Source organism: Azonexus sp. R2A61 (genome assembly GCF_021401135.1).
In the GTDB taxonomy this organism is placed as follows: Bacteria; Pseudomonadota; Gammaproteobacteria; order Burkholderiales; family Rhodocyclaceae; genus Azonexus.
The window spans coordinates 586,603-600,408 of sequence record NZ_JACBFO010000001.1; the positions used below are offsets into that span (position 1 = coordinate 586,603).

A 13,806-nucleotide genomic window follows, 5' to 3' on the forward strand; every position below is an offset into this window, starting at 1 on the left:
GGCTTTTTGTCAGGGGGTGTCGAGCACCTTCTGCAGATCCGCGAGAATAGGTTCGATCAGGGCTTTTTCCGGTAGTTGTGCGCGTAGCTGACCCTTGGGGTCGACCAGATAGGCGCCCGCGCTGTGGTCGATGACATAACCCATGCTGCCTTCTATCGGCTGCTTGGCGTAAATGACGCCGAATTGCGCTGCAAGATCGGCAATCTGGGCGTTATCTCCGGTCAGTCCGATGAAGTTCGGGTTGAACCACTTGGCGTAGGTGTCGGCCTTGTCCGGCGTGTCGCGTTCCGGATCGACGCTGATGAAGATCACCTGTACGCGCTCGGCATCGCGATCCCGAAGATTGCGGTACAGGCTGGCATATTTACGCAGCGTGGTCGGGCAGATGTCCGGACAGCTGGTGTAGCCGAAGAAAACGATCAGGGCCTTGCCCCTGAAATCGGCCAGATCCACCGTCTTGCCGCCGCTGCCGTGCAGCTTGCCGGCCGGGAAAACGTTCTTCGCGCCGAGGTCGGGGTTTTGCAGCGACGATGTCTGGTTGCCGCAGGCGATCAGCAACAGGGCGGCGCTCACGCCGAGCAGGGTGCGACGCTTCATGATGCCAGCCTCGCCAGCAGTTTGCCGTGGATGCCGCCGAAGCCGCCGTTGCTCATGACCAGGATGTGATCGCCGGGGCGGGCGGTGGCAGCGATGTCTTCGACCAGTTGATCGAGATCGTCGGCGACACGGGCGCGTTCGCCCATCGGGGCCAGCGCTTCGCGGGCATCCCAGCCGAGGTTGCCGGCGTAGCAGAAGCTCAGGTTGGCGTCGCGCAGGCTTTCCGGCAGCTGGTTCTTCATCGTTCCCAGTTTCATCGTGTTGGAGCGCGGTTCGAGTACGGCGAGGATGCGGGCATCGCCGATCTTGCGACGCAGCCCGGCAATGGTCGTGGCAATGGCCGTCGGATGATGGGCGAAGTCGTCGTAGACGGTAATGTCGCGCACCGTTCCGCGGACCTCCATGCGTCGCTTGACGTTGATGAAACGGCCAAGCGCTTCCAGCCCCTTGTCGAACGGCACGCCAACGTGACGTGCGGCGAGCAGCGCAGCGCAGGCGTTGGCCCGGTTGTGCTCGCCGGTCAGCGCCCACTGGACACGACCGATCTCGCCGTTTTTGTCCTTCAGCACGAGTTGACCGCAGGCATCGTCGCCTTCGGTCCGGTAGCCGCCGGCATCGGCGAAGCGCTCGACCGGTGTCCAGCAACCTCGCTGCAGTACGCGTTCCAGGCTGGCTTCGCCGGCATTGGAAACGATCAGGCCGGAGGCAGGCAATGTGCGGACAAGATGGTGAAACTGCGTTTCGATAGCGGCAAGATCAGCGAAGATGTCTGCGTGATCGAATTCAAGGTTGTTCAGGACTACGGTCCTGGGGCGGTAGTGGATGAACTTGGAGCGCTTGTCGCAGAAAGCCGTGTCGTATTCGTCGGCCTCGATGACGAAGAAAGGTGTGCCGCCGAGCCGGGCCGAAACGCCGAAATTGAGCGGTACGCCGCCGATCAGGAAACCGGGCGACATGCCGGCATCCTCGAGAATCCAGGCCAGCATCGCGCTGGTGGTCGTCTTGCCGTGGGTACCGGCCACGCCGAGCACCCAGCGCCCCTGAAGCACATGCTCGGCCAGCCATTGCGGGCCGGACACGTATGGCAGACCGCGGTCGAGGATGGCTTCCAGCAGGGGGTTGCTGCGCGAAATGGCATTGCCGACCACGTGGATGTCCGGGTTCAGCGCCAGTTGTCCGATATCGAAACCTTCGATCAATTCGATGCCGGCAGCACGCAACTGGTCGCTCATCGGCGGATAGACATTGGCGTCGCAGCCGGTGACCCGGTGGCCGGCCGCGACCGCCAACTGGGCGATGCCGCCCATGAAGGTGCCGCAAATGCCGAGAATGTGAATGTGCATGGCGCGTACTGTGGTTAGAATGGGGGCGATTCTACCCCGAGCGAGACGACATGCCCCGCCAAGACCGGCAGCGAACGAGTTCCGGAACCCGCGCTGCCATAGCCGCTGCCGCCGCCAGGTTGATGGCCGAGGACGGCATCACCGATTTTCATCATGCCAAGCGCAAGGCGGCCCGCCAGCTGGGCTTGCCGGAACATACGGCCTTTCCGGACAATGCCGAGGTCGAGGCCGAATTACGTGCCTATCGCAGCCTGTATCAGGCCGAGGACCATGAAGCCGTGCTGCATGCGCTGCGTCAGTCTGCGCTCGATCTGCTCGATCTGCTGGCAGCCTTCAATCCTTATCTGACGGGATCGGTACTCGATGGAACCGCCGGCGAGCATTCGACAATCGATATCCTGTTGTTCGCCGACAGCGCCAAGGAGGTCGAAATCTTCCTGCTCAACCGCGGGGTCGATGTTGCCCATGCGACGCCGCGCAACGACAAGGTCGAGGCGGTGCTGCGCATCGAGACGGATACGGTCGACGCTGAATTGATCGTGCTTTCCCCGGCCATGGAGCGGGTGGTCATGAAGCATCGCGATGGTCGCCCGCGAGAGCGCGTCAAGACACCCGAGCTGCGCCTGTTACTGAAGGAATAGACTGGACAAAATGCGGCGATTTGCGGCAAACTTGCCGCCATGACGAAGCGAAAAACTGCTTCCAAGCCGTCGGAAAAAGCCCGTGTCCTAGTTGTTCATGGGCCAAATCTGAATCTGCTTGGCACGCGCGAGCCGGAACATTACGGGCGGACGACCCTGGCTGACATCAACCTGACGCTGGCGCGTCTGGCGGAAGCTGCCGGTGTCGAACTGGAAGCCTTTCAGAGCAATCACGAAGGGGCGCTGATCGAGCGCATCCACGCGGCCCGCGAGCAAGGCGTGCGCGCCATCATCATCAATCCGGCGGCTTACACGCACACCAGCGTTGCCTTGCGCGACGCGCTGGCGGCAGTGGCCATTCCGTTCGTTGAAGTGCATCTGTCCAACGTGCACGCCCGCGAGCCGTTCCGCCATCATTCCTATTTTTCCGACCTGGCCATCGGCGTCATCTGCGGCCTGGGTCACGAGGGCTATCGCCTGGCCCTGGAATACCTGCTCAATAAACTCAACGTGGAATGAAAAAGCGGCTTTTTGCCGCGAATGCGATTCCATCTGCAGAAAATCATCTAAGGAGTCATCATGGATCTGCGCAAGCTGAAGAAACTCATCGACCTCGTTCAGGAGTCCGGTATTTCGGAACTGGAAGTCACCGAAGGCGAAGAGAAGGTCCGTATCGCCAAGCATTCCGGTGTCGTTGCGGCACCTATTCAGCAATATGCCATGCCGGCTGCCATGCCGATGCCGGTGGCTGGTGCCTCCGCTGCGCCGTCGTCGGTCAATCTGGACGATGAGGACGATCTGCCGGAAGGCACCGTTCTCAAGTCGCCGATGGTCGGCACCTTCTACCGTTCGCCGTCGCCCGGCGCCGATGCGTTCGTGCAGGTCGGCAGCGTCGTCAAGAAGGGCGATACGCTGTGCATCATTGAAGCGATGAAGCTGCTCAACGAGATCGAAGCCGAGGTCGATGGCACGGTCAAGGCCATCCTGCTCGACAATGGCGAGCCGGTCGAATTCGGTGAACCGCTGTTCGTGATCGGCTGAGGCCGGACCCATGTTCGAGAAGATACTGATCGCCAACCGCGGCGAAATTGCCCTCCGCATCCAGCGCGCCTGCCGCGAGCTGGGTGTCAAGACCGTGGTCGTGCACTCCGAGGCCGACCGTGAAGCCAAATACGTCAAGCTGGCCGACGAGTCGGTATGCATCGGGCCGGCGGCGTCGGCGCAGAGCTACCTGAACGTGCCGGCGATCATCTCGGCGGCTGAGGTGACCGATGCCCAGGCCATTCACCCCGGCTACGGCTTCCTGTCGGAAAATGCCGATTTTGCCGAGCGCGTCGAATCCTCGGGGTTCGTCTTCATCGGCCCGCGTGCCGAAACCATTCGCCTGATGGGCGACAAGGTGTCTGCCAAGGATGCGATGAAGGCGGCCGGCGTGCCCTGCGTGCCGGGTTCCGACGGCGCCTTGCCGGATGATTCGAAGGAAATCGTCAAGATCGCCCGCAGCATCGGTTACCCGGTGATCATCAAGGCGGCTGGTGGCGGCGGCGGTCGCGGCATGCGCGTCGTGCATACCGAGGCGGCGCTGGTCAATGCGGTGGCGATGACCCGCCAGGAAGCCGGCCAGTTCTTCGGCAATCCTGCGGTCTACATGGAAAAATTCCTGGAAAACCCGCGCCACGTTGAAATCCAGGTGCTGGCCGACCAGCATGGCAACGCGATTTACCTTGGCGAGCGCGATTGCTCGATGCAGCGCCGCCACCAGAAGGTCATCGAGGAAGCGCCGGCACCGCACATTCCGGCCCGTCTGATCAGCCGGATCGGCGAGCGCTGTGCCGATGCCTGTCGCAAGATCGGCTATCGCGGCGCCGGAACCTTCGAGTTCCTGTTCGAGAACGGCGAGTTCTACTTCATCGAGATGAACACGCGCGTTCAGGTCGAGCATCCGGTGACCGAAATGATTACCGGGGTCGACATCGTCCAGGAGCAGATTCGCGTCGCCTTCGGCGAGAAGCTGCGCTACAAGCAGAAGGAAATCGCCTTCCGCGGTCATGCGATCGAATGCCGCATCAATGCCGAAGATCCCTTCACGTTCGTGCCATCTCCCGGCAAGATCGAGTTCTATCATCCGCCGGGCGGCCCCGGTATCCGCGTCGATTCGCACATCTACCAGGGCTATCGCGTACCGCCGCATTACGACTCGATGGTCGCCAAGGTGATTTCCTACGGCGATACCCGCGAGCAGGCGATTCGCCGCATGCGCATCGCGCTGTCCGAGATGAGCGTTCAGGGCATCAAAACCAACATTCCGCTGCACCAGGAGCTGATGCAGGACGCCCGGTTCATCGAAGGCGGCACCAGCATTCACTATCTCGAGCACAAGCTGGCCGAGAAAAACGAGGTCAAGCAGTAAGCATGGCCTGGCAGAACGTCAGTTTCCTGACCGATGCGGCCAGCGCCGAACCGGTCTGCGACGCCCTGATCGAAGTGGGGGCACTGTCGGCTTGCATCGAGGATGCCGACGCCGGCACCCCTGACGAACAACCGCAGTTCGGCGAACCGGGTTCGCTGACCGCGCCGGGCTGGACGCACTCGCGCGTCGTTGCGCTGTTCGAGCCGGAGGCCGATGTGGCAGCGCTGCTGACGCAGGCGATCACCCAGGCCGGTCTGGAAAATGTGCCGGATTTTGCGGTCGACCGCATCGAAGAGCAGAACTGGGTGCAACTGACCCAGTCCCAGTTCGATCCGATCCGCGTTTCGGCGCGCTTGTGGATCGTGCCTTCGTGGCACGAATCCCCCGATCCGCAGGCGATCAACTTGATCCTCGATCCGGGCATGGCCTTCGGCACCGGTTCGCATCCGACCACGCGACTGTGTCTGGAATGGCTGGAGCGGACGATCGGCGCGGGCGATCGCGTACTCGACTACGGTTGCGGCTCCGGCATCCTGGCGATTGCTGCCGCCCGCCTGGGTGCAGCGCATGTTGCCGGCGTGGACATCGATCCGCAGGCGGTCGATGCGGCGCGCGCCAATGCCGAGCGCAACGGCGTCGAGGCTGTCTTTGCCGACTCGACGGTGCCGGTTGCCGGTGAGTATGATGTCGTCGTGGCCAACATCCTCTCCAATCCGCTGCGCGTCCTGGCGCCCGCCATCTGCGGACATGTCCGTCCGCAGGGCGGCAGGCTGGCCTTGTCCGGCATCCTGCGTGAGCAGGCGGACGAGATCATTGCCATCTACGCACCGTGGATTGCGCTGCAGGTGGCCGATGTCAGGGAAGACTGGGTATGCCTGTCCGGGGTCCGCTGCTGATGCGAACCCGCTGCCCGGCGTGTGACACGGTTTTCCGTGTCACCTCCGAGCAATTGCGCTTGAAGGCCGGGCGGGTGCGCTGCGGGCATTGTCAGCACGTGTTCAATGCCTTCGATCATCTGCTGCCTTACGATCAAGCCGCCGATCCCGCACCGGCAGAAATGCCGGAAGCCATGGTGGCCCAGCCGCTTCCCGAGCCGGTTCTGCCAGGGAATCAGACAATCCTGTCGCCCGAGCCCGAGCCCGAGCCCGAGCCCGAGCCAGAGCCAGAGCCAGAGCCAGAGCCAGAGCCAGCGGCGCCGGCAGATGAAACGCCCGAGCAGACCACCGAGGCGGCGCGCCGCGCCGGCCTGATTGCCGCTCGCGACCTGACTGAAACGCCTTCCTACGACCGTTGGTCGGCGGGAGCCCTGTCGGCCGGCAGCCTCGGCGGATTCGAGATCGAGACGCGGCGACCGGTGTGGCCCTTCGTCCTTGTCGCGTTGCTATTGCTGCTCGCGTTGATTAGCCAGTTGGCGTATCACTACCGCAGTGCCGTGGTGCTGCGTTGGCCGACCAGCGAGGCGGTCTATCAGGCGCTGGGGGTAAACATTCCGCTGATGCGCGATGTCGGCAAGGTGTCGATCGAAAGCTCGGACCTGCAAGCGGATAGCACCCGCGACCTGTTCGTGCTCAATGCCACGCTGAAAAATCGGGCCGATCATGCGCAGGCCTGGCCGGCGCTCGAACTGACACTGACCGATGTCAACGATCGGGTGGTTTCACGGCGCATCATCCCGGCCGCCGAATACCTGCCTGCCGGGACGCCGGCCGATGTTTTCCCCGCGGCGGCCGAGATCGGCATCCGGTTGTGGGTCGAGGCCCGCGAACTCGGGGCAACCGGCTACCGTCTCTACATTTTCTACCCCTGAGTTTCGTTCATGACCACTCTGATCTGCGGTTCGCTGGCTTTCGACAACATCATGGTCTTTCCGGACCGCTTCAAGAATCACATCCTGCCCGAGCAGATCCACATCCTTAACGTCGCTTTCCTGGTGCCGGAAATGCGTCGCGAGTTCGGCGGTTGTGCCGGCAACATTGCCTACAACCTGATGCTGCTCGGCGGCGATGCGACGATCATGGCCACCGTCGGCGACGATGCGCAGCCCTACCTCGATCGCCTCGACACGCTCGGTCTGACGCGCGCGCATGTGCGCCAGGTCCCGGGCAGCTTCACCGCCCAGGCCTTCATCACCACCGACCTCGACGACAACCAGATCACGGCATTTCACCCGGGGGCGATGAGTTTTTCGCATCTGAACCAGGTTGACCGCGCCAATGCGAAGCTGGGCATCGTTGCGCCCGACGGCCGCGAAGGCATGCTGCAACATGCCCGTGATTTCGCGGCGGCCGGTGTGCCCTTCATCTTCGATCCGGGCCAGGGGCTGCCGATGTTCAGCGGCGACGACCTGCTCGATTTCCTGAACCTGGCCGATTACGCCTGCTTCAACGACTATGAAGCGAAGCTGGCCTGCGACCGGACCGGGCGCAGCCTCGAACAACTGGCCGGGCTGGTCAAGGCATTGATCGTCACGCGCGGCGGCGAAGGCTCGGAGATTCACGCCGACGGTACGGTTCACCGGATTCCCTGCGTACCGGCCGAGGCGATCGTCGATCCGACCGGTTGCGGCGACGCTTACCGTGCCGGGCTGCTGTACGGCATCGCCAACGGCTGGGACTGGCCGCGCACCGGCCGACTGGCCGCGGTGATGGGGGCGATCAAGATTGCGCATCGCGGCGGCCAGAACCACCGGCCGGGTCGCGAGGAAATCGCTGCGCGCTATGCTGCCGCTTTCGGCGAGCAGCCGTGGTGATCTGAAACCTCGGCGTCATCTTCGGGCAACGCGGATGTAACAACCCTCCGCCAGACTCGTTCTCCATGAACAAGGAGAACGACATGGAAGATCTGCACAAGGCCGCCGGACGCGGCCGTCCCGAAAAGAAGAGCCTGGCGGTCGGTCTGGCCCGCAATTCGAGCGAGATTCTCGACGCACAGCGCCTGCGCTATCGCGTCTTTGCCGGTGAAATGGGCGCCAACCTGCCCAGTCGCACGCCGGGCGTCGATCACGACATCTACGATCCGTACTGCCAGCACCTCGTCGTCCGCGACACCAAGAGCGGCGAGGTGGTCGGCACCTATCGCATCCTGTCGCCGGAAAATGCCCGTCAGATCGGTTATTACTCGGAAAACGAATTCGATCTGACCCGCCTGCAGTATCTGCGCTCCCGACTGGTCGAGATCGGGCGCTCCTGCGTGCATCCGGATTATCGAACCGGGGCGACGATCACGCTGCTGTGGTCCGGCCTGGCCCAGTACATGGTGGAAAACGGCTACGACTACCTGATGGGCTGCGCGTCGATCAGCATGGCCGACGGTGGACATGCCGCGGCCAGCCTGTATCATCGGCTCGCTGCCGAGCATCTGGGGCCGCCGGAATACCGCGTTTTCCCGCGTTGTCCGCTGCCGCTGGCTGCCCTGCAGCAGGATCGTCCGGCCGAAGTGCCGCCGTTGATCAAGGGCTATCTGCGTGCCGGTGCCTGGATCTGCGGTGAACCGGCCTGGGATCCCGATTTCAATACCGCCGACCTGCCCATCCTGATGCCGATGGCCAAGGTTGCCGGCCGTTACGCAAAGCATTACCTGGGGCAGGCAGACTGATCGAAACCAACCGCATCACCCGTTACTGGCGTATTTTCCGGCTGGGATTGCTGATCCTGGCCGGTACGCTGGTTGCCCTGACGCTGTTTCGCATCTGCGGCGACCGTCGCCGCCTGTTGCTCAAGCAGAGCTGGTCGGCTGCCCTGCTCGATGCGCTGGGTATCGAACTGGAAGCCGATCTGACGCACGTTGAGCCGGGGGTGCTGCTCGTTGCCAACCACGTTTCCTGGGTCGATATCTTCGTGATCAACGCCGCCTTGCCGGCGGCTTTCGTGTCCAAGGAAGAAGTCCGGCGCTGGCCGGTGATCGGCTGGCTGGCGGGGAAGAACGATACCATCTTCCTGCGCCGCGGCAGTCGCGGCCATGCCCGACTGATCAACGAACAGGTTGCGGCGATCCTGGCCGCCGGCAAGCACGTCGCAGTTTTTCCGGAAGGCACGACAACCGATGGCCGTGCCCTGCTGCACTTCCATGCGGCCCTGCTGCAACCGGCGCTGGCCGCCGGTCGGCCGGTGCTGCCGGCGGCCATTTCCTACTGGGAACTGAACGGCGAACGGAGTCTGGCGCCGCGCTACGACGGCGATATTTCGCTCGGCACCTGTACCGCGGCGATACTCCGGCGGCCGCGGATCATTGCCCGCCTGGTCACGACCCCGCTGCGCGGGACGGACGGCGCGGACCGCAAGCAGGTTGCCGCCGAGGCACGAGAGGCGATTGCGCTGGCTGCCGGGCTGCCAGCGACGGCAGCGTACGGCATATCGCCGGCCGCGCCGCCGGTTGCAGTGTTACAGGCGGGCGGGCATGCGGCCGGCCAGTTCGCGTTGCTCGCGGGTGGCGGCGCCGAGCAGCGCGAAACCTGACGGCGTCGCGTCGGCCGTCTCAAACAATGCCCGTACGCCTTCGCCGTCGAGGCTTTCCTGCCATTGGCCGGCTCCGCCCGGTGGCGGACAGACAACGCCCGGGCACGATGGCAGCTTGATGGCGACCGGCATTGCCGGAAAACTGACCGGTGTTTCCTTGCCGCACAGCGTTTGCGCCAGCGCCCGGGCACCGTGCATGATCGGCAGGATGTAAGGCAGCACCAGACCGGCGATTTCGGCGCAGTCGCCGAGCGCGTAGATATCCGGGTTTGAGGTCTGAAGCAGGCGATCGGTCAGGATGCCGCGACCGGTTTGCAGGCCGGCGGCGCTGGCCAGTGTCAGATTTGGACGCAGGCCGACTGCCGAAAGCACCAGGCCGGCGTGATAGCTGCGGCCAAGCGCATCGTGCAGACGATAGCCGCCTTCCTCGTGTTCGATGCCGATGATCCGGCAGCCCAGGTGACAGGCGACGCCCGTCGCTTCCAGTCGACGGCGCAGGAAGGCTGCGGCTTCCGTCGGCAGCAGGCCGGTCAGCAGCTGGTTTTCGATGTCGAACAGCTGAACCTCGAGTCCGGCGCTGCGCAGGTCGTTGGCGAATTCGCAACCGACCAGCCCGCCACCGATCAGCGCGACCGAGCGTTTGCCGGCAAGACGGGTGCGGAACAGCGCATAGTCATCGAGCGTATTGACCGACAGGATTTCGTCGGCAGCCTTGCCGGCCAGCGGCAGGCGGATCGGCCTGGCTCCGACGGCGAGGACCAGCTGGCCATAATCGAGCGGTCCCGCACTGGTGTCGATGACATGCGCCTGGGCGTCCAGGTGGTGGGCTTCGACGTGCGGCCGGATGTCGATACCCAGTTGTTCACGTAGCTTGTCGACCGGTGTGACGACCAGTTGCGACGGGGTCTTGTTCAGGGCGAATGCGTTTGACAGGTTGGGTTTCGAATAAAAGTGTCCGTCGTCGGCCGTCAGCAGCACAATCTCGCGCTGCTTGTCGAGTTTGCGGATTTCCCGGGCCAGCGTGACGCCGGCTTGGCCGCTGCCGATGATCACCAATCGTTCATGCATGTCTCTCTCCTCGGGCGACGGGGCCGCGGGCTGCGGCCCCGTCGTTCAGGCGCCCTCGAATTCCTCGTAGGCGCGTACCGCTTCCGCGGCGTACATCAGCGTCGGGCCTCCGCCCATGTAGACGCAGATGGCCAGGGTTTCCATCAGCTGTTCGCGAGTCACGCCCAGCTTGATCAGTGCCTTGACGTGAAAGCCGATGCAGGCATCGCAACGCGATGCGACGCCGATCGCCAGTGCGGTCAACTCCTTGTTCAGGGCAGAAATGCTGCCCTCGGCGAGGGCGCCCTGCGACATCTGGCCGAAGCCCTTCATGGTCTCCGGGATGGCGCTGCGCAGCTTGCCCAGCGCCTTCGAGACGTCGCCGGTAATGACGGCAAACGATTTGCTCATCTCAGGCCTCGTCGACCCTGGCAATGCTCATCGGCACCGGATTGCGCATGCTGTTGGCGACCGGTGAGAAGTAGTTGGCGTGCTGGACGATGTCGTCGAGTTCGGCCTTGCTGGCATCGCCTTCGACGATGACCCTGACGCGGATTTCCTTGAAGCCCATGTCTTCCGGCTTGCGCTCGGCACCGCCGGCACCCCAGGCGCCGGTGTTGCCGATGTCGGCTTCGAGGAAGATTTCCAGACGGCTTAGCTTGACTTCGCGGTAGGTTGCGACGGCGGTGATGCCGACGCCCAGGCAGCCACCGAGTGCCGACAGGACGATTTCGCCCGGCGCCGGGGCGGTGTTCTCGCCGAACAGGTGCAGCGGCTCGTCGACGACGACCGGGTTGTGGATGCCGACGTAGCTCCAGGAGCGGAACTGCCCCTGCATGACGGTGTGCACCTTGTTGGTGCCGCGGCGTTCCGGGTTTTCGCGGCCGCCGGCGGCGAACTTCAGCAGGCCTTCGCGATCGATCGGACGCAGGTAGGTTTTGACGGTTTCAGCAGACATGATGGACTCCATGGGGTTGGGTTGAATCGGAATTCAGGCGTGAGCAGCCCCCGGCTCGCCGCGGCGAACCAAAAAACGGCTCGGTGGTTTGGGAAGGCCCCGTCCCGGCCGGACAGGGCTTAGGGACTCAGTAGGTCTTGTACGGCAGGAACTTGCCGGACATGGTGATGCTGACGCGGTCGCCCATGGGGTTCGGCTCGCGTTGCAGATCCATCTTGAAGTCGATGGCAGACATGATGCCGTCGCCGAATTCCTCGTGGATCAGTTCCTTGAAGGTGGTGCCATAGACGCTGATCAGCTCGTAGAAGCGGTAGATCAGCGGATCGGTCGGCACGGCGGTCGGCAGCGAGCCCTTGTAGGGCACGACCTGCAGCAGCTTGACGGCCTCTTCCGGCAGATCGAAGGTGCTGCCGAGGATCGCTGCCTGTTCCGGGCTGAAGGTCATTTGACCGAGGCAGCCGGCGGTGACCCATTCCTTGGACAGGCCGATCTTGCCGGCCACGTCGGCCCACTTGATGCCCTTGTTCACCTTGGCGGCGATGATCAGTTCGGTAACGTCGTTGCGGTTCATGGTGTTTTCTCCTGAGGGGGGGTTAGTGATTGACGACCTGTTTCAATTGCGGGGCTTGTCGAAAGCTTGCGCCTGCCGGCGCCTCCTCCTCGAGCAGGCCGGGACGGACGACCGGCGGATGCTTCGGGTCATGCAGCACCGTCGTGTCGCTGCCGGCGTAGTTCTTGGAACGATTCACCAGGAAATCGACCAGATGGTTGCGGATGCGGTAGAACTGCGGGTCGTGGTGCATGTCGGCCCGCGTCCGGTCGCGCGGCATGGTGATCTCGACGATCTCGGCGATCTTGGCCAGCGGCCCGTTGCTCATCAGGATCACCTTGTCGGCGAGCAGGATCGCCTCGTCGACGTCGTGGGTGATCATGAACACCGTCTGGTGCGTGGCCTGGACGATCTTCAGCAACTCGTCCTGGATGGTGCCGCGGGTCAGCGCGTCGAGTGCGCCGAACGGTTCGTCGAGCAGCAGCATCTTCGGTTCGATGGCGAAGGCGCGGGCGATGCCGACGCGTTGCTTCATGCCGCCCGATAGTTCGGCGGGCTTCTTGTCGATGGCGTGGCCGAGGCCGACCATCTCCAGGTAGCGGGTGCTGTGCTCGGCGATCTTCGCCTTGCTCCAGTCCGGCCAGCGCGACTTGACGGCGAAGGCGACATTGGCGAGCACGCTCATCCACGGCATCAGCGCATGGTTCTGGAAGACGACGCCGCGATCCAGGCTGGGGCCGGAGACCTCCCGGCCGTCCATGATCACGCCGCCGGCGGTGGCGTCCTCGAGTCCGGCGAGGACGTTGAGGATGGTCGTCTTGCCGCAGCCGGAGTGGCCGATGATGCAGACGAATTCGCCCTTGTCGATGCCGAAGTGGATGTCCTGGAAGACCGGCGGATGGGCGCCCGGGTAGGCTTTCTTGAGCCCCTCGATGCTGAGGAAATGGGTGGTCATGGCGATTACTCCCGGTAGGTGACGAGCTTCTGGAGCACGCCGAAGCACTGGTCGAGGATCATGCCGACCAGGCCGATCATGGCGACAGCGAAGATGACGTTGGGCAGGGCTAGGTTGTTCCACTCGTTCCACACGAAGTAGCCGATGCCCGTGCCACCGACCAGCATTTCGGCGGCGACGATGACCAGCCAGGCGATGCCCATCGAGATGCGCATGCCGGTCAGGATGGTCGGCGCGGCGGCCGGCAGGATGACCTGGAAGGCCTTGCGCAGCGGGCCGACTTCCAGCGTCCGGGCAACGTTGATCCAGTCCTTGCGGACCGAGGCGACACCGAAGGCAGTGTTGATCAACATCGGCCACAGCGAGCAGATGAAGATCACGAAAATGCCCGATATGTCGGAGTCCTTCAGGCTGTACAGCGCCAGGGGCATCCAGGCCAGCGGTGAAATCGGTTTGAGGATCTGGATGAACGGATTGAAGGCCTGGAACAGCAGTGGCGACATGCCGATCGCGAAGCCGAGCGGCAGTGCGACCGCAACGGCAAGCAGGAAGCCGATGCCGACGCGGATCAGCGAGTGGCCGAGCTGAATGCCGATGCCCTTGTCGTTCGGGCCGTTGTCATAGAACGGGTCCGACAGGTAGGTGACGAACGCTTCGCCGACTTTGGCCGGAGGCGGGAAACCGCTGGCCTTGTCGACCCCCTTTCCCATCAGCGCGGCGTATTCCGCGTCGGCACCATGGTCGGTTGCTTCTACCGGCCGCGTGGCCACCGACCAGGTGCCGATGAACAGGAGGAAGAGCAGCAAGGAGATGAGTCCCGCCCTGAGTGCAAGTCTGCTGGACATGATTCG

At 63.6% G+C, this 13,806-nt stretch carries 17 protein-coding genes; 9 read left to right on the forward strand and 8 right to left on the reverse strand.

Annotated elements, in window-relative coordinates:
- Positions 1 to 9 precede the first annotated feature (9 nt).
- Together L0962_RS02920 and mpl are read right to left on the reverse strand one after the other, a co-directional pair.
- Complete coding sequence (locus tag L0962_RS02920) at positions 10 to 597, reverse strand: SCO family protein (protein ID WP_234083956.1); 588 nt, start codon at positions 595 to 597, stop codon at positions 10 to 12.
- Positions 594 to 1,940, reverse strand: a complete 1,347-nt coding sequence (gene mpl / locus L0962_RS02925) for a UDP-N-acetylmuramate:L-alanyl-gamma-D-glutamyl-meso-diaminopimelate ligase (RefSeq protein WP_234083958.1) — start codon at positions 1,938 to 1,940, stop codon at positions 594 to 596. The genes L0962_RS02920 and mpl overlap by 4 nt, the downstream gene beginning before the upstream one ends.
- 50 nt (positions 1,941 to 1,990) lie before the next feature.
- Here mpl and L0962_RS02930 point away from each other — a divergent pair, with 50 nt between their 5' ends.
- From L0962_RS02930 to L0962_RS02970, 9 genes are all read left to right on the forward strand, one after another.
- Positions 1,991 to 2,581, forward strand: a complete 591-nt coding sequence (locus tag L0962_RS02930; protein WP_234083960.1) for a hypothetical protein — start codon at positions 1,991 to 1,993, stop codon at positions 2,579 to 2,581.
- 39 nt (positions 2,582 to 2,620) lie between these two features.
- Entirely contained in the window at positions 2,621 to 3,100 is a 480-nt protein-coding gene (gene aroQ, locus L0962_RS02935) for a type II 3-dehydroquinate dehydratase (protein ID WP_234083962.1), read from the forward strand.
- A 60-nt stretch (positions 3,101 to 3,160) separates the two neighbouring features.
- Complete coding sequence (gene accB / locus L0962_RS02940; protein WP_234083963.1) at positions 3,161 to 3,622, forward strand: acetyl-CoA carboxylase biotin carboxyl carrier protein; 462 nt, start codon at positions 3,161 to 3,163, stop codon at positions 3,620 to 3,622.
- Between the two features lie 10 nt (positions 3,623 to 3,632).
- Complete coding sequence (accC, locus tag L0962_RS02945; RefSeq protein WP_234083965.1) at positions 3,633 to 4,991, forward strand: acetyl-CoA carboxylase biotin carboxylase subunit; 1,359 nt, start codon at positions 3,633 to 3,635, stop codon at positions 4,989 to 4,991.
- A 2-nt stretch (positions 4,992 to 4,993) separates the two neighbouring features.
- The gene (prmA, locus tag L0962_RS02950; RefSeq protein WP_234083967.1) at positions 4,994 to 5,887 is read left to right on the forward strand and encodes a 50S ribosomal protein L11 methyltransferase; all 894 of its coding nucleotides are present in this window, start codon (positions 4,994 to 4,996) and stop codon (positions 5,885 to 5,887) included.
- Positions 5,887 to 6,798, forward strand: coding sequence for a DUF3426 domain-containing protein (locus tag L0962_RS02955; protein ID WP_234083968.1), 912 nt, complete (start codon positions 5,887 to 5,889; stop codon positions 6,796 to 6,798). The genes prmA and L0962_RS02955 overlap by 1 nt, the downstream gene beginning before the upstream one ends.
- A 9-nt stretch (positions 6,799 to 6,807) precedes the next feature.
- On the forward strand, positions 6,808 to 7,740 hold the full coding sequence (locus tag L0962_RS02960) for a carbohydrate kinase family protein (protein WP_234083970.1): 933 nt from the start codon (positions 6,808 to 6,810) through the stop codon (positions 7,738 to 7,740).
- Positions 7,741 to 7,823: 83 nt separating this feature from the next.
- Positions 7,824 to 8,585, forward strand: coding sequence for a GNAT family N-acetyltransferase (locus L0962_RS02965; protein WP_234083972.1), 762 nt, complete (start codon positions 7,824 to 7,826; stop codon positions 8,583 to 8,585).
- Between the two features lie 47 nt (positions 8,586 to 8,632).
- A complete protein-coding gene (locus L0962_RS02970) occupies positions 8,633 to 9,445 on the forward strand; it encodes a 1-acyl-sn-glycerol-3-phosphate acyltransferase (RefSeq protein WP_234083973.1) in 813 nt (270 codons plus the stop codon).
- On the opposite strand, the gene L0962_RS02975 is transcribed toward L0962_RS02970, so the two are convergent.
- From L0962_RS02975 to ntrB, 6 genes are all read right to left on the reverse strand, one after another.
- The gene (locus L0962_RS02975) at positions 9,371 to 10,513 is read right to left on the reverse strand and encodes an NAD(P)/FAD-dependent oxidoreductase (protein WP_234083975.1); all 1,143 of its coding nucleotides are present in this window, start codon (positions 10,511 to 10,513) and stop codon (positions 9,371 to 9,373) included. The genes L0962_RS02970 and L0962_RS02975 overlap by 75 nt on opposite strands.
- 45 nt (positions 10,514 to 10,558) lie before the next feature.
- Complete coding sequence (locus L0962_RS02980) at positions 10,559 to 10,903, reverse strand: carboxymuconolactone decarboxylase family protein (protein ID WP_234083976.1); 345 nt, start codon at positions 10,901 to 10,903, stop codon at positions 10,559 to 10,561.
- 1 nt (position 10,904) lies between these two features.
- Positions 10,905 to 11,450, reverse strand: a complete 546-nt coding sequence (locus L0962_RS02985; protein ID WP_234083978.1) for an OsmC family protein — start codon at positions 11,448 to 11,450, stop codon at positions 10,905 to 10,907.
- Positions 11,451 to 11,577: 127 nt separating this feature from the next.
- Positions 11,578 to 12,021 (reverse strand): cyanase, encoded by a 444-nt coding sequence (gene cynS, locus L0962_RS02990; RefSeq protein ID WP_234083980.1) that lies wholly within the window; start codon positions 12,019 to 12,021, stop codon positions 11,578 to 11,580.
- A 22-nt stretch (positions 12,022 to 12,043) separates the two neighbouring features.
- Positions 12,044 to 12,955, reverse strand: a complete 912-nt coding sequence (locus L0962_RS02995) for an ABC transporter ATP-binding protein (protein ID WP_234083982.1) — start codon at positions 12,953 to 12,955, stop codon at positions 12,044 to 12,046.
- 5 nt (positions 12,956 to 12,960) lie between these two features.
- A complete protein-coding gene (gene ntrB, locus L0962_RS03000) occupies positions 12,961 to 13,800 on the reverse strand; it encodes a nitrate ABC transporter permease (protein ID WP_234083984.1) in 840 nt (279 codons plus the stop codon).
- Positions 13,801 to 13,806: the final 6 nt, after the last annotated feature.